General features: G+C 66.2%; 11 protein-coding genes and 2 rRNA genes. 1 reads left to right on the plus strand and 12 read right to left on the minus strand.

Annotated elements, in window-relative coordinates; genetic code table 11:
* Positions 1-5 precede the first annotated feature (5 nt).
* The 8 genes from mraY to coq7 all read right to left on the minus strand — a co-directional run bounded on the left by mraY (position 6) and on the right by coq7 (position 8,814).
* Positions 6-1,175, minus strand: coding sequence for a phospho-N-acetylmuramoyl-pentapeptide-transferase (mraY, locus tag HZI36_RS22745; RefSeq protein WP_179404927.1), 1,170 nt, complete (start codon positions 1,173-1,175; stop codon positions 6-8).
* A 13-nt stretch (positions 1,176-1,188) separates the two neighbouring features.
* Entirely contained in the window at positions 1,189-2,604 is a 1,416-nt protein-coding gene (locus HZI36_RS22750; protein WP_179404928.1) for a UDP-N-acetylmuramoyl-tripeptide--D-alanyl-D-alanine ligase, read from the minus strand.
* Positions 2,601-4,181: a UDP-N-acetylmuramoyl-L-alanyl-D-glutamate--2,6-diaminopimelate ligase gene (locus tag HZI36_RS22755; protein ID WP_179404929.1), complete on the minus strand. Its 1,581-nt coding sequence runs from the start codon at positions 4,179-4,181 to the stop codon at positions 2,601-2,603. The genes HZI36_RS22750 and HZI36_RS22755 overlap by 4 nt, the downstream gene beginning before the upstream one ends.
* The gene (locus tag HZI36_RS22760) at positions 4,178-6,061 is read right to left on the minus strand and encodes a peptidoglycan D,D-transpeptidase FtsI family protein (protein WP_179404930.1); all 1,884 of its coding nucleotides are present in this window, start codon (positions 6,059-6,061) and stop codon (positions 4,178-4,180) included. The genes HZI36_RS22755 and HZI36_RS22760 overlap by 4 nt, the downstream gene beginning before the upstream one ends.
* Positions 6,058-6,402: a cell division protein FtsL gene (gene ftsL, locus HZI36_RS22765; protein WP_179404931.1), complete on the minus strand. Its 345-nt coding sequence runs from the start codon at positions 6,400-6,402 to the stop codon at positions 6,058-6,060. Before ftsL ends, HZI36_RS22760 begins: the two co-directional genes overlap by 4 nt.
* The gene (rsmH, locus tag HZI36_RS22770) at positions 6,399-7,340 is read right to left on the minus strand and encodes a 16S rRNA (cytosine(1402)-N(4))-methyltransferase RsmH (RefSeq protein WP_179404932.1); all 942 of its coding nucleotides are present in this window, start codon (positions 7,338-7,340) and stop codon (positions 6,399-6,401) included. The genes ftsL and rsmH overlap by 4 nt, the downstream gene beginning before the upstream one ends.
* Positions 7,341-7,363: 23 nt before the next feature.
* A complete protein-coding gene (mraZ, locus tag HZI36_RS22775; protein WP_006487094.1) occupies positions 7,364-7,792 on the minus strand; it encodes a division/cell wall cluster transcriptional repressor MraZ in 429 nt (142 codons plus the stop codon).
* Positions 7,793-8,187: 395 nt separating this feature from the next.
* Positions 8,188-8,814: a 2-polyprenyl-3-methyl-6-methoxy-1,4-benzoquinone monooxygenase gene (gene coq7, locus HZI36_RS22780; RefSeq protein WP_179404933.1), complete on the minus strand. Its 627-nt coding sequence runs from the start codon at positions 8,812-8,814 to the stop codon at positions 8,188-8,190.
* Positions 8,815-9,098: 284 nt separating this feature from the next.
* Here coq7 and HZI36_RS22785 point away from each other — a divergent pair, with 284 nt between their 5' ends.
* Positions 9,099-10,265, plus strand: coding sequence for a porin (locus HZI36_RS22785; RefSeq protein WP_179404934.1), 1,167 nt, complete (start codon positions 9,099-9,101; stop codon positions 10,263-10,265).
* 137 nt (positions 10,266-10,402) lie between these two features.
* Here the strand turns inward: HZI36_RS22785 and HZI36_RS22790 are convergent, their stop codons facing one another.
* The 4 genes from HZI36_RS22790 to HZI36_RS22805 form a co-directional block, all read right to left on the minus strand.
* Positions 10,403-12,076 (minus strand): long-chain fatty acid--CoA ligase, encoded by a 1,674-nt coding sequence (locus HZI36_RS22790; protein WP_179404935.1) that lies wholly within the window; start codon positions 12,074-12,076, stop codon positions 10,403-10,405.
* 141 nt (positions 12,077-12,217) lie between these two features.
* Complete coding sequence (locus HZI36_RS22795) at positions 12,218-14,293, minus strand: molybdopterin-containing oxidoreductase family protein (RefSeq protein WP_179404936.1); 2,076 nt, start codon at positions 14,291-14,293, stop codon at positions 12,218-12,220.
* Positions 14,294-14,466: 173 nt separating this feature from the next.
* Positions 14,467-14,580 (minus strand): 5S ribosomal RNA (gene rrf, locus HZI36_RS22800).
* Positions 14,581-14,692: 112 nt separating this feature from the next.
* A 23S ribosomal RNA gene (locus HZI36_RS22805) occupies positions 14,693-14,771 on the minus strand; the annotation flags it as partial.

Here is a 14,771-nt window from a genome sequence, read left to right on the forward strand (position 1 = left end):
TTCCTTTACCGCAGCTTCAGGGTGGACAAGCCGAACAGACACAGCATCAGCGTGATGATCCAGAAACGCACCACCACCTGCGTTTCCTTCCAGCCGGACAATTCGAAATGGTGGTGCAGCGGCGCCATCTTGAAGATGCGCCGCCCTTCGCCGTACCGCTTCTTCGTGTACTTGAACCACGTGACCTGCAGCATCACCGACAGCGTCTCCGCGACGAAGATCCCGCCCATGATGAACAGCACGATCTCCTGCCGCACGATCACCGCGACCGTGCCGAGCGCGCCGCCGAGCGCGAGCGCGCCGACGTCGCCCATGAACACCTGCGCGGGGTGCGTGTTGTACCAGAGGAACGCGAGCCCGGCGCCGCCCATCGCGGAGCAGAAGATCAGCAACTCGCCCGCGCCCGGTATGTGCGGAAACAGCAGATATTTCGAATAGACCGCGCTGCCCATCACATACGCGAACACGCCGAGCGACGCGCCGACGAGCACGACCGGCATGATCACGAGGCCGTCGAGGCCGTCGGTCAGGTTCACCGCGTTGCTCGCGCCGACGATCACGAAATACGTGAGCGCGATGAAGCCCCAGACGCCGAGCGGATACGTGATCGACTTCAGGAACGGCAGCATCAGGTCCGCGCGCGCGGGCAGGCCCATCGACAGGCCGCTCCTCACCCACGCCATGAACAGATCGAACACGCGCACGTTGTTCGCCTCGGACACGCTGAACGCGAGATAGACAGCCGCGAACAGGCCGATCACCGACTGCCAGAAATACTTCTCGCGCGACGACATCCCGCGCGGATCCTTGTGGACGACCTTCCGGTAGTCGTCGACCCAGCCGATCACGCCGAAGCCGAACGTGACGAGCATCACGATCCAGATGAAGCGGTTCGTCAGGTCGCCCCACAACAGCGTCGCGACCGCGATGCCGATCAGGATCAGCACGCCGCCCATCGTCGGCGTGCCCGATTTCACGAGGTGGGTCTGCGGGCCGTCTTTGCGGACCGCCTGGCCGACCTTCATCTCGGTCAGCTTGCGGATCACCCACGGTCCGCAGACGAGCCCGATCACGAGCGCGGTGATCGTGGCCATCACCGCGCGAAACGTGAGATACGTGAACAAGCGCAAAAAGCTTGCGTCGCCCTGCAGCCATTGCGCCAGCGCCAGCAACATGCTTACTTCCTTCTCAGTGCGTGGCGGGCGTCGCGCCCGCCGCGGGTTGATTCGTCAGCGCGTTGACCACGCGCTCCATCTTCATGTATCGCGACCCCTTCACGAGCACCGTCGCCTGCGCGCCGAAACCGGCGGCCTGCAACGCGGCGACGAGCGCATCGACGTCCGAGAAATGCCGCGCGCCATGCCCCTGCGCGCCGTATGCGGCACACGCGTCGCGCGACGCATCGCCGAGCGCGAAGAGCGCGTCGATCCCGCGCTCGCGCGCATAGGCGCCGATCTCGCGGTGGAACGCCGGACCTTCGTCGCCGACCTCGCCCATGTCGCCGATCACCAGCACGCGCGGCGCCGGTTGCGCGGCCAGCACGTCGATCGCCGCGCGCATCGAATCGGGATTCGCGTTGTACGTATCGTCGACGACGGTCGCGCCCGCGAGGCTGCCCACGCTCGCGCGCTTCACCTGCAGACGGCCCTTCACCGGCTCGAACGCCTCGAGCCCGGCCTTGATCGCGCTCGGCGCCACGCCGGCCGCAATCGCGGCGGCGCTCGCCGCGAGCGCGTTGCGCGCGTTGTGCTCGCCGAGTGCGGAGAGCCGCACCGTGATGCCGCCGGCCGGCGTGTCGATTGCGAGCGCGCCGCCGTCGAGCCGGCCCGTGACGGCGGCCGGCGTCTGCCGCGCATCGTCGTGCAGCGCGAAATCGACGATCCGGTTGCCGGTCGCCGCGACGCGCCAGATGCTCGCGTACGCGTCGTCGGCCGGGAACACCGCCGCGCCGTCCGGCGCGAGCGCGTGGATCACCGACGCATGCTCGAGCGCGACGGCCTCGACCGTCGCCATGAATTCCTGATGCTCGCGCTGCGCGTTGTTGACCAGCGCGACCGTCGGCGCCGCGAGCCGCGCGAGCACGTCGGTCTCGCCCGGGTGGTTCATCCCGAGCTCGATCACCGCGAGCCGGTGCGCGGCAGTGAGGCGCAGCAGCGTCAGCGGCAGGCCGATGTCGTTGTTGAAGTTGCCGGCGGTCGCGAGCCGCGCGTCGACGCCGACCGCCGCCGCGAAAATCGACGCGATCATCTCCTTGACCGTCGTCTTGCCGTTGCTGCCCGTCACCGCGACGAGCGGCAGCGCGAAGCGCGCGCGCCAGCCGTGCGCGAGCGCGCCGAGCGCGATGCGCGTGTCGGCGGCTTCGATCACCGGCAGCGCAACGCCGGCCGGGCGATGCGACACGAGCGCCGCCGCCGCGCCGCGCGCCGCGACGTCCGCGAGAAAATCGTGCGCGTCGAAGCGCTCCCCCTTCAGCGCGACGAACAGGTCGCCGGGGCCGGCCGTGCGGCTGTCCGTCGACACGCGCGCGAATTCGACGCCCGCGTCGCCGTGCACGGTCGCGCCGGGAATCAGGCGAGCGGCGTCGCCGAGTGTGAGCATCGTCATTCGCCGCCTCCCTTGCCGTGCGCGGGGTGCGCGGGGTGCGTGGGGCGCGCCGCGAGCGCGAGCCGCGCGTGATCCTGATCGGAGAACGCGCGCTTCTTGCCGTGAATCTCCTGGGTCGCCTCGTGGCCCTTGCCGGCCAGCACGACGACATCCTCGCGCGCCGCGCCGCGCACCGCCTGCAGGATCGCGCTCGCGCGATCCTCGACGCGGCGCGCGCGCGCCGGCGACGTCATCCCGGCGACGATCTGGTCGATGATCTTCTGCGGATCCTCGCTGCGCGGGTTGTCGCTCGTGACGACGACCTGATCCGCGAGCCGCTCGGCGATCGCGCCCATCAGCGGGCGCTTCGTCGCGTCGCGATCGCCGCCGCAGCCGAACATGCAGACGAGCGCGCCGCCGCGCGCGGCCGCGATCGGGCGCAGCGCGCCAAGCGTCTTTTCGAGCGCGTCGGGCGTATGCGCGTAGTCGATCACGACGAGCGGCTCGTCGTTCTGCAGCCGGCCGCCGAGCCGCTGCATCCGGCCGTTGACCGACTCGAGCCGTGCGATCTCCGCGAGTGCCGCGTCGAACGGCACGTCGGCCGCGAGCAGCGTGCCGAGCACCGCGAGCAGGTTGCTGACGTTGAACGTGCCGAGCGTGCCGACCTCGACGTCCGCGTCGCCCCACGACGAGCGCAGCCGGAACGCGGTGCCGGCAGGGGTCGCGCGCACGTCTTCCGCGGTCAGCGCGCAGTCGGCTTCGACTTCGGCCTCAACGCCGGCGTCGGCCGCCGCGCCATCGCCGATCCCGTACGCGATCGTGCGCACCCGCCCGGCGAGCTGCGCGAGCAGCCGCCGGCCGGCCGCGTCGTCGCGGTTCACGACCGCCGCGCGCAGCCCGCGCCACGCGAACAGCTTCGCCTTCGCGGCTTCGTACGCGTCGAACGTGCGGTGATAGTCGAGATGATCCTGCGTCAGATTCGTGAACACCGCGATGTCGAACGACGTGCCGTTCGCGCGCCCCTGATGCAGCGCATGCGACGACACTTCCATCGCAACCGCCTGCGCGCCGGCGGCCCGCAGCTCGGCGAGGTTGCGCTGAAGCTGCGGCGCGTCGGGCGTCGTGAAGCCGGTCGGCACCAGGTGCCCCGGCATGCCGCTGCCGAGCGTGCCGATCACCGCGCACGGACGATGCAGCGCGGTCAGCGCGGCGGCGATCCACTGCGTGCACGACGTCTTGCCGTTCGTACCGGTCACGCCGACCGCGAGCATCGCGTCGCTCGGATCGCCGTACCAGCCGCTCGCGATGTCGCCGACGAGTTCGTCAAGCTGCGGCACTGAGAGCGCAACGAGCGCGGCGGGCGTGCCAGCCAGGCCCTCGGGCTGATACAGCACCGCGGCCGCGCCGCGCGCGAGCGCGTCGGCAATGAACGCGCGGTTGTCGGCCCCGTCGACCGCGTACGCGCAAAACACGTCACCTGTCGCGAGGCTGCGCGTATCCGCATGCAGCGTTGCTTCGGGGGCCACATGCTCGCGCAGCCACGCGAGCGCGGCTGCGATCTGCTGATGCGCCGGATGAGAACTGCGCGCGGCGCTCATCGAACCACTCCTGGAGAATTACGTGTCGTGCTGGATACGATCATATGCTTCGCGCCGGCGCCCGCGGCGAGCTTTTGCGGACCGCCCGCCGGCCGTTGCGGCACGCTCGCCGCCTTCGCCGGCGGGGCCGCGGACGGATCGTCGCCGGACACGACGAGCTGCTTGACCGGCATGTTCGGCGGCACGTTCAGCGCGCGCAGCGTGTCGCCGGCGATCGCCGAGAACACGGGGCCTGACACCTGGCCGCCGAAGTGGCTGCCGGCGGTCGGCTCGTCGACCGACACCGCGACGACGATGCGCGGATTCGGCATCGGCGCCATCCCGACGAACGACGCGCGATACTTCTTGTGATCGTAGCCGCGGCCTTCGTGCTTGTACGCGGTACCGCTCTTGCCGCCGACGCGATAGCCGGGCACGGCGGCGTCCGGCGACGTGCCGGCCGCCGACACGACGGATTCGAGCATCGTGCGCACTTCGCGCGCGGTGACGGGCGAGAAGATCTGCGGGCCGGTGACGGGCTGCGTGCTGTCGGTCTTGAACAACGACACGGGCATCAGCTCGCCGTCATGCGCGATCGCGGTGTACGCGCGCGCGAGCTGGAACAGCGACACCGACAGGCCGTAGCCGTACGACATCGTCGCCTGCTCGATCCGGCGCCAGCTCTTCCACGGCCGCAGACGGCCCGCCGCCGCGCCCGGGAAGCCGACCTTCGGCGCCTGGCCGAGCCCGATGCTCGTATACATGTTCCACATCTCTTCGGGCTTCATCGTCATCGCGATCTTCGTCGCGCCGATGTTGCTCGACTTCTGGATCACGCCGCCGACCGTCAGCGTGCCGAAGCCCGAATCGTCGCTGATCGGCGCGCCGTCGAGCACGAAGTGGCCGTTGCCGGTCTCGACGAGCGTGTTCGGCGTCACGCGATGCAGATCGAGCGCGAGCGAGATCGTGAACGGCTTCATGATCGAGCCCGGCTCGAACACGTCGGTCAGCACGCGGTTGCGGAGCTGCTCGCCGGTCAGGTGCGAGCGGTCGTTCGGGTTGTACGTCGGATAATTGACGAGCGCGAGCACTTCGCCGGTGCGCACGTCGACCACCATCGCGGCGCCGGCCTTCGCCTTGAACTTCTCGACCGCGGCCTTCAGGTTCGCGTATGCGATGTACTGGATCTTGCTGTCGATCGACAGGTCGACGTCGGTGCCGTTGTGCGGCGGCAGCTCGGCGGCGACGTCCTCGACGATGTGGCCGACCCGGTCCTTGATCACGCGGCGCACGCCCGACGTGCCGGCGAGCATCTTCTGGTCGCTGAGTTCGACGCCTTCCTGCCCTTCGTCCTCGACGTTCGTGAAGCCGACCAGGTGCGCGGTGATCTCGCCTTCCGGATAGAAGCGCTTATATTCGTTGCGTTCGTAGATGCCGGGAATGCCGAGCGCCGTCACCTTGTCGGCGACGTCGAGCGACACCTGGCGCTTCACGTAGACGAAGCTCTTGTCCTCCGACAGCTTCGCGTGCAGCTCCTTCTGCGTCATCCCGAGCAGCTTGCCGAGCTGGGCGATCTTGCCCGCGTCGACGTCGTCGGGCACGTCTTCGGGGATCGACCAGATCGCGCGCACGGGCAGGCTCGTCGCGAGCACGAGGCCGTTGCGATCGAGGATCTTGCCGCGCGTCGCCGCCAGGTCGATCGTGCGCTGATAGCGGCTTTCGCCCTGCTTCTGATAGAACGCGTTGCCCGGGCCCTGAATCCAGAACGCGCGCGCGGCGAGCGCGACGAACGCCATGAACAACAGGAACACGACGAACTTCGAGCGCCACATCGGCAGATGCACCGACAGCACGGGGCTCGACGAGAACTTCACGTTCTGGCGCTTCGGCGACGGCTTCATCGTGCGCCTCCGCGTGCCTTGCCGGCCGCATCGGCGGCGGAGGCGGGAATCGGCGCGTCGATCGCGCTCGCCGCGCCCGGCGGCAGGGTCAGATACTGCGTGCGGCCGGTCGTGACCGGCTGCATCTTCAGCGACTGATTCGCGAGCTGCTCGATGCGCGACGTCTTCGACAGCGCGCTCTGCTGATATTGAAGCTGCGCGTAGTCCTGCTGGAGCTGATGCTCCTGCGACTGCGCGCGCTGCAGCTGGAAGAAGAACTGACGTTGCTGATTGGTCGAATTGACGACCGACAGCGCGCAACCCATCACGATGATCAGGAGAAAGATGTTGAGACGGCTCATGGCGTGACGCGCTCCGCGATGCGCATCACCGCCGACCGGGCGCGCGGATTGGCGACGACCTCGGCCTCGCTGGGAAACTTGCGGCCAATGATTTTGAGCGGCGGGCTCGGCAGGTCGACCGCGCGGATCGGCAGGCGGCGATCGACAGCAGGCGCACTCGCGTGCGCCTGCATGAATCGCTTGACGATCCGATCCTCGAGCGAATGAAAGCTGATCACCACCAGCCGCCCCCCTTGCTCCAACGACGACAATGCCGCGTCTAGTACGACTTGCAGGTCCGCAAGCTCTTGATTGACGTGAATCCGTATAGCCTGAAAGGTGCGGGTTGCCGGATCCTTGCCCTTCTCACGGGTCTTGACGGCGTGACCCACGATTTGGGCAAGCTCGCCCGTGGTGTCGAGAGGCCCGAGACGATCGGACTCTGCCCGGCGAGCAACAAGCGCCTTTGCAATCTGAAAAGCAAACCGTTCTTCCCCATAATCTCGTATCACCTCCGTCAGTTCCTGCAGCGAAGCCCGCGCGAGCCATTCGGCCGCCGACTCGCCGCGCGTCGGGTCCATCCTCATATCGAGCGGGCCATCCGCGCGGAAGCTGAAGCCCCGCGCCGGATCGTCCACTTGCGGCGACGACACACCCAGATCCAGCAACACGCCCGATACCTTGTCGATGCCGCGCGCCGCGAGCGCGCCACGCATCGACGCAAAACTGTCGTGCGCGATCGAAAAGCGCGCGTCCTCGATGCGCTGCGCCTCTTCGATCGCGCGCGGATCCTTGTCGAACGCGACCAGCCTTCCACCCGGCGCCAGCCGCGCGAGCACCGCGCGGCTGTGACCGCCCCGCCCGAACGTGCCGTCGACGTAGATGCCGTCCGGCCGCGTCACGAGCGCATCGACCGCCTCGTCCAACAGCACCGTCCGGTGCTGTAATTGGTTTCCCATTGCGGGCCTCTCCGTCACCGCAATCAGAACGTGAAATTCTTCAGCGCATCGGGCATGCCCTGCGCCATCGCCGCCTGCTCCTTCGCGTTGTAGGTCTGCGAATCCCACAGCTCGAAGTGACTACCCATTCCCAGCAACATGACTTCCTTTTCCAGCCCCGCCGCCATTCGCAGCTCGGGCGATACGAGAATCCGGCCTGCGCTGTCGAGATCGACATCCATCGCATTGCCGAGAAAAATCCGGCGCCACCAGTGCGCATCCATCGGCAGCGCGGCGATCTTCGCGCGAAACACCTCCCATTCCGGGCGCGGAAACAGCAACAGGCAGCCGTCCGGGTGCTTGGTCACAGTCACCCGTCCTTCTGCCTGTCCTTGCAGCGCTTCGCGATAGCGAGCCGGCACCGACATCCGCCCTTTCGCATCGAGCGTCAGCGCCGACGCCCCTTGGAACACTTTTCCGCTCTCCCGATCAGGGCGCCGAGGCGCCCGCCCAATGATGAGAATTTAGCCGGAACAGCTCGCCAAATCACACAAAAATACACTTTCTCACACTGTCTCCCACTTTAGTGGAAGGGTTTGGCACGGTCAAGGGAGCGGCCGGACTTTTTAACGAATTTTGTTAGTTAGAACAAGGACTTACGTGCGCGTCCTCATGCGCCCCCTCATCCTGAAAATCGTTATAAATGAATGGGCTAGTGCAATCTGTGAAGGTGATACGTGAACAAGGCGGGCTTGACGGGTGTCGCAGCGGAGATTTCGAGGGCGGGAAAATGCGGGGGAAGCGCGGGGAAACGTGCGGTGTCGAGCGGCGCGGACGGGGGCGGCGAGCGGCGCCGCCCCACTGCGGATCAGATCCTGTAAGCGGTGATCGTCATGACTTTCGACGCGGCGCGCATCAGCATCCGCGCCGGCAGCGGCAGCTCGACGCCGCCCGCGTCCATCGCGCTCTTGCCGTGTCTCGCCTCGTCGGCGCGCATCTGCTCGACGATCGCGCGCGATGCGGTATCGGCGGCCGGCAGTTCGGCCAGATGCCCGTCGAGATGGCTCTCGACCTGGCGCTCGGTTTCGGCCATGAAGCCGAGGCTCACCTTGTCGCCGAGCGCGCCGGCGGCGATGCCGATCGCGAGCGCGCCCGCGTACCAGACCGGATTCAACAGGCTCGGGCGCGAATCGAGCTCCTTCAGGCGCTGCGCGGTCCAGGCGAGATGATCCTCCTCCTCGCGCGCCGCGTCGCCGAACAGGGTCTTGAGCGCGGGCGAGCGCGCGGTCAGCTTCTGCGCCTGATAGAGCGCCTGCGCGCAGATCTCGCCGACATGGTTCACGCGCATCAGCCCGGCCGCGCGCGTGCGCTCGGCCGGCGACAGTTCCACGTCCGACGGCTCGGCCGGCGCGGGCACCGGACGGCTCATCCGGCTCACGCCCGTCATCGAACGCAGGCTGCGGTCGAATTCGCTGATCAGTTCATCCAACATCATTCGTTCTCCTGGCTGCCACGCCCGTCCCGGAGCGGGCGCGAGCAGGTATTTGCCGGTCTATCCACTCGATTTGTCAGTGGAAATTGCGGTTAACCCGGGATTTTAACCATTGTTGCATAAAGGAAACAGGCCGGCTTCGACACCGGGCGTTTCGCTTTGTACCCCATTGGCCTTTTGCTAAATTACGTCCGACTTCTTGCGAAGTTTGCAGCGGAGCACCCGTCGCCAGAACATAACTATTTGCTCCGTAACAAATATTTCAGTGATTCTTGGAGATCTTCCGAATGAAAAAGTCGCTTCTCGCGCTCATCGCGCTGGGTGCATTCGCTGGCGCTGCTCAAGCGCAAAGCAGCGTGACGCTCTACGGCATCGTCGATGAAGGCCTGCTGTTCAACAACAACGCCAACGGCGGCCGTCAATATCAGCTCGCGAGCGGCAACCTGTCGGGCAGCCGCTTCGGCATGCGCGGCACGGAAGACCTCGGCGGTGGTCTGAAGGCGATCTTCACGTTGGAAAACGGCTTCAACGCGTCGACTGGCGCGCTGGGCCAAGGCGGCGACTTCTTCGGCCGTCAGGCATTCGTCGGCCTGTCGAGCGCAACCGCCGGCACGGTGACGCTGGGTCGCCAGTATGACTCCGTCTCCGAATACGTCGGCCAGTTCGAAGTGGGTGACCAGTGGGGCAGCGGCTACAGCGCGCACCCGGGCGACCTCGACAACATCAACAACTCGAATCGCATCAACAATGCGGTCAAGTACACGAGCCCGATCTACAGCGGCCTCCAGGTCGGCGCCCTGTACAGCCTCGGCGGCATCGCCGGCCATCCGGGCCGCAACCAGATCTGGACGGTCGGCGCCGGCTACACGAACGGCCCGCTGGCCCTCGGCGTCGGCTACCTGAACGCCCGTGATCCGAACTACTCGTTCTTCGGCAACACCCCGACCGCGTCGGCAACCGGCCTGAACATGAAGAGCCCGGTGTACAGCGGCTACGCATCGGCGAACACGCAGCAAGTCGCTGCGGCCGGCGGCGCGTACACGATCGGCGCGGCGACGATCGGCGCGACCTACAGCTACACGCGTTTCGACAAGGTCGGCACGGTTGCCGGCACGGGCCTGAACCCGCTGAACCTGCAAGGCAGCGCGAGCTTCAACAACATCGAAGCCAACTTCAAGTTTCAGCTGACCCCGGCTCTGCTGGCAGGCGTCGCGTACGACTATACGCGTGGCTCGAAGGTCAACGGCCAGTCGGCCGCGCAATACCACCAGGTCGCACTGGGTGTCGACTACTTCCTGTCGAAGCGCACCGACCTCTACGCGGTCGGTATCTATCAGCACGCACTGGGCTACGATTCGACGGGCGAAAAGGCTGTTGCAGCGATCGCCGCTCTGACGCCTTCGAACTCGCCGAACCAGCTTGCCGCGACCGTCGGCATCCGCCACAAGTTCTAACCAGCTTGTCTTGACGACAAGCCGCAGTAAATTCAAAGGCGCCTTCGGGCGCCTTTTTTCGTTGCGGTGCCCCGTCCTGATGGCAAAAAAACCCGGCGAACCTCGCCGGGCCGTTCCACGCGCAGGGGGCGATTCCGTCAGGCGCGGCCGTCGCGCAACTCGCGCCGCAGAATCTTGCCGACGTTCGTCTTCGGCAGCTCCGCGCGGAATTCGACGAACTTCGGCCGCTTGTAGCCCGTCAGCCGTTCCTTGCAGTACGCGAGCACGTCGTCGGCCGTCAGCGCCTGATCCTTCTTCACGACGAACAGCTTGACCGCCTCGCCCGAGTGCTCGTCCGGCACGCCGACCGCCGCCACCTCGAACACGCCCGGATGCGATGCGACGACGTCCTCGATCTCGTTCGGATACACGTTGAAGCCGGACACGAGAATCATGTCCTTCTTCCGGTCGACGATCTTCACATAGCCGCGCGCGTCCATCACGCCGACGTCGCCCGACTTGAAGTAGCCGTCCGCCATCATGACCTTCGCGGTCTCGTCGGGGCGATTCCAGTAGCCGGCCATCACCTGCGGGCCGCTGATGCAGATTTCGCCCGGCTCGCCGAGCGCCACTTCGTTGCCGGCGTCGTCGCGAATCGAGATCTCGGTCGACGGCAGCGGCAGGCCGATCGTGCCGCTGTACTCGGTGGCCGTCACCGGATTGCACGTCGCGACCGGCGACGTCTCGGACAGGCCGTAGCCTTCGACGATCGCCGTGCGCGTCTTTTCATACCAGCGCTTCGCGACGCTTTCCTGAATCGCCATGCCGCCGCCGTTCGCGATCACGAGCTTCGAGAGGTCGAGCTTGCCGAAGTCCGGATGGTTCAGCAGTGCGTTGTACAGCGTGTTGACGGCGGGGAACGTCGAGATCCGGTAGCCTTCCAGCTCCTTGATCATCCCGGCGATGTCGCGCGGATTCGGGATCAGGACGCCCGTGCCGCCGGTGCGCATCGTCAGGAAGCCGCAGACGGTCAGTGCGAACACGTGATAGAGCGGCAGCGCGATCACGGTCACGAATTGCTCGGTGTCCGGGTACTTCGCGAGCGCCGGATGAAACCACGCCTCGGCCTGAAGCACGTTCGCGACGATGTTCCGGTGCAGCAGCGTCGCGCCCTTCGCGACGCCGGTCGTCCCGCCGGTGTATTGCAGGAACGCGATGTCGTCAGGGGCCGGGTTCTGCGGCTTGAAGGTCTGACGCGCCCCTTCCGCGAGCGCCGCGTTGAAGCGCGTGTACGACGGCAGTTGCCACGCGGGCACCATCTTCTTCACGTTTCGGACGACGTAATTGACGAGCCAGCCCTTCACGCCCATCAGATCGCCCATCGACGCGACGACGATGTGCTTGACCGCCGTATTCGCGACGACCGCCTGCAGCGTGGTCGCAAAATTCTCGAGGATGACGATCGCCTCCGCGCCGCTGTCCTTGAGTTGATGTTCGAGCTCGCGCGGCGTGTAGAGCGGATTGACGTTCACGACCGCGTAGCCGGCGCGCAGCACCGCGGCGATCGCGATCGGATACTGCAGCACGTTCGGCATCATGATCGCGACCCGCGCACCGCGCGCGAGCCCGCGCGACTGCAGCCACGCGGCGAAGCGGCGCGACAGCGAATCGAGATCGCCGTACGTGATCGACTTGCCCATGCAGACGAAAGCCGTCCGGCCGCGATATTTGACGAAGCTCTCGTCGAGCAGCGCCGGGATGGACGGATACGCAGACGCGTCGATTTCGGCTGGAACGCCGGATGGGTACGATTTCAGCCAGATTTTGTCCATGCAGCGCGTCTCCTCACAGATTTTCGAATGGTCGTGCGAAAACGCATCCTAGCGATTCGACCGGTTTGATACAACAGGGTTAGACGTCCCCTTCGAACGCCGGACGATGCGTGGCGCGCACCGCTCCGCGGCGATCCGGATTCAAACGCGGGCGACTTCGACGAGGCAGTCGTAAAACGTCGCGGAATGGCCGAGGTCGGTGAGCGCCTGGCTCGTGACTTCATTCGCGTTCCGCCCGTCCGGCGACAACTTCTTCCACCAGATCGACAGGCCGACCACGAGCCCTTCGCGCGCCCGGTCGGTCACGCGCGCGCGCGCGCGCATCGAGCCGCGATCGTTGAAGATGCGAACGACGTCGCCGTCCGAGATACCGCGCGGCTGCGCGTCGGTCGGATGCATGTCGAGGTGCGGCTCGCCTTCGGTGTTGCGGAGACTGTCGACGTTCACGAACGTGCTGTTCAGGAAGTTGCGGGCCGGCGGCGAGATCATCGCGAGCGGATAGCGCGCGGCGAGCTCCGGCGCGGCCTCCGCCGACTCGTACGGCGGCAGGTAGTCGGGCACCGGGTCCATCCCCATCTCGGCCAACCTCGCGCTATAGAACTCGCATTTCCCGGACGGCGTGCGGAATCCGCCGTCGGCGAACGGCGCGTCCGGCACCTTGAGCTTCAGCCAGCCCGCGTGCTTCAGGGTGTCCCAGTCGCTCTGGAGCACCGGATCGTTCCATCTGAGCGCCGCGCGCGCGACTTCTTCGTCGCTCTGGTAGAGCGCAGGCTCGGTCAGCCCCATGCTGCGCGCGATGCCGCGGAAGATGTCGGTGTTCGGACGCGCGTCGCCCACCGGCGCGATCGCGGGCAGATTCGCCATCACGTACGTATGGCCGTAAGACTTGTGGATGTCCAGATGCTCGAGCTGCGTCGTTGCCGGCAGCACGATATCGGCATAATCGACGGTATCGGTCTTGAAATGCTCGAGCACGACGGTGAACAGATCCTCCCGCGCGAATCCGGCGGCGACCTTCGCCGAATCCGGCGCGACGGCGACCGGGTTCGAGTTGTAGACGATCACGGCCTCGACCTTCGGACCGAACTCGGTGTCGCCGGGGTGCAGCAGCGCGTCGCCGATCGCGTTCATGTTGATCGTGCGCGGCTGCTTGTGCGGCCAGCCGGGCGTCAGGTCCGGGCGCAGCAGCGCCGCATGGTCGATCGGCGCCCATTCCGAAGACGACAGCAACAGGCCGCCGGCCCGATCACGCCATGCGCCGGTCAGCGCGGGAAGGCTCGCGATCGCGCGCACGGCATTGCCGCCGCCGCGGACGCGCTGCATCCCGTAGTTGAGCCGGATCGAGGCCTTGCGGGTCGCGCCGTAGCGGCGAGCGAGATCGACCAGTTCCGCTTCGTCGACGCCGCAGATTTGCGCAACGCGATGCGGCGGATAGTCCATTGCACGCGCGTTGAGTGCGTCGAATCCGAGGGTATGGCGGGCGATGTAATCGCGATCGAGCAGGTTTTCGGTGATCAGCACGTGCATCATGCCGAGCGCGAACGCGCCGTCGGTACCGGGCCGCGGCGCAATGTGCTGATGACATTTTTCCGCGGTCAGCGAACGATACGGATCGATCGCGACGAGATGTGCGCCCCGTCGCTTCGCTTCCTGCGCGCGCGTCCAGAAGTGGAGACTCGACGCGATCGGATTCGCGCCCCAGATCAGGATCAGCTCGCTTTCCTCGAAGAATTCGAGATGCATCCCGACGCTGCCGCCGTACGTATAGCGCAACCCCGCGGCGCCGGCCGCGGCACAGATGCTGCGCTCGAGGCGCGACGCGCCGAGCGCATGAAAAAAGCGCTGTGCGATGCCTTCGCCCTGCACGAGCCCCATCGTTCCCGCATAGCTGTACGGCACGATGGCTTCCGGCGCACGGGCGGCAATGTCGCCGAGACGCCGTCCGATTTCGTCGAATGCGTGATCCCAGCTGATCGGCGCAAAGCGCCCTTCTCCCTTCGCGCCGATCCGTTTGAGCGGCACGGTCAATCGGTCTGGATGATGTACCCGGTCTGCATATCGGCTGACCTTGGTACAGAGGACGCCCTGCGTGGGCGGGTGGTCCGGATCGCCGGTGACCTTGATCGCTTTGCCGTTCTCGACGGTCACGCGCATCGCGCACGTATCCGGGCAATCGTGCGGGCAGACGGCTCGGACTAGCTGGGTGGGAGCGTTCATTGCTTGACTGGCCAATATGACTATTCGGCGATTTTACGTTGACGACGGATATGAGGTGTCGCTTTCGTATCGAAGCAAGGCTCGGTGGGCTGCGGAAACGGCGAGGTGGCTTGTTCGGCGCCGCCAAAGCAAAAAACCCCCGCCGGTTGGGCGGGGGTTTTTCAGTAAGGGGAGCCTGACGATTACCTACTTTCACACGGGCAATCCGCACTATCATCGGCGTAGAGTCGTTTCACGGTCCTGTTCGGGATGGGAAGGGGTGGGACCGACTCGCTATGGTCATCAGGCAAAAGGGGGTGTCATCTCGCTTCGCGAGGCGACCAATCCGGGAAGAAGCAAGTAATCTTGGGTTGTGTGTATCACACGAGAATTCTGCAGCCTGCAAAACAGACTGGTTATAGAGTCAAGCCTTACGGGCAATTAGTATCGGTTAGCTGAACGCATTACTGCGCTTACACACCCGACCTATCAACGTCCT

The sequence above is a fragment of the Burkholderia guangdongensis genome, assembly GCF_013403875.1.
Lineage (GTDB): Bacteria > Pseudomonadota > Gammaproteobacteria > Burkholderiales > Burkholderiaceae > Burkholderia > Burkholderia guangdongensis.

Excerpts from the sequence above, each read along its gene's own strand:
- ftsL (WP_179404931.1), bottom strand. The coding sequence starts at position 6,402 with ATGAGCCGTCTCAACATCTTTCTCCTGATCATCGTGATGGGTTGCGCG.
- HZI36_RS22790 (WP_179404935.1), bottom strand. The coding sequence starts at position 12,076 with ATGGACAAAATCTGGCTGAAATCGTACCCATCCGGCGTTCCAGCCGAA.
- HZI36_RS22750 (WP_179404928.1), bottom strand. The coding sequence starts at position 2,604 with ATGACGATGCTCACACTCGGCGACGCCGCTCGCCTGATTCCCGGCGCG.
- HZI36_RS22785 (WP_179404934.1), top strand. The coding sequence starts at position 9,099 with ATGAAAAAGTCGCTTCTCGCGCTCATCGCGCTGGGTGCATTCGCTGGC.
- rsmH (WP_179404932.1), bottom strand. The coding sequence starts at position 7,340 with ATGGGAAACCAATTACAGCACCGGACGGTGCTGTTGGACGAGGCGGTC.
- HZI36_RS22795 (WP_179404936.1), bottom strand. The coding sequence starts at position 14,293 with ATGAACGCTCCCACCCAGCTAGTCCGAGCCGTCTGCCCGCACGATTGC.
- HZI36_RS22760 (WP_179404930.1), bottom strand. The coding sequence starts at position 6,061 with ATGAAGCCGTCGCCGAAGCGCCAGAACGTGAAGTTCTCGTCGAGCCCC.
- HZI36_RS22755 (WP_179404929.1), bottom strand. The coding sequence starts at position 4,181 with ATGAGCGCCGCGCGCAGTTCTCATCCGGCGCATCAGCAGATCGCAGCC.
- mraY (WP_179404927.1), bottom strand. The coding sequence starts at position 1,175 with ATGTTGCTGGCGCTGGCGCAATGGCTGCAGGGCGACGCAAGCTTTTTG.
- coq7 (WP_179404933.1), bottom strand. The coding sequence starts at position 8,814 with ATGATGTTGGATGAACTGATCAGCGAATTCGACCGCAGCCTGCGTTCG.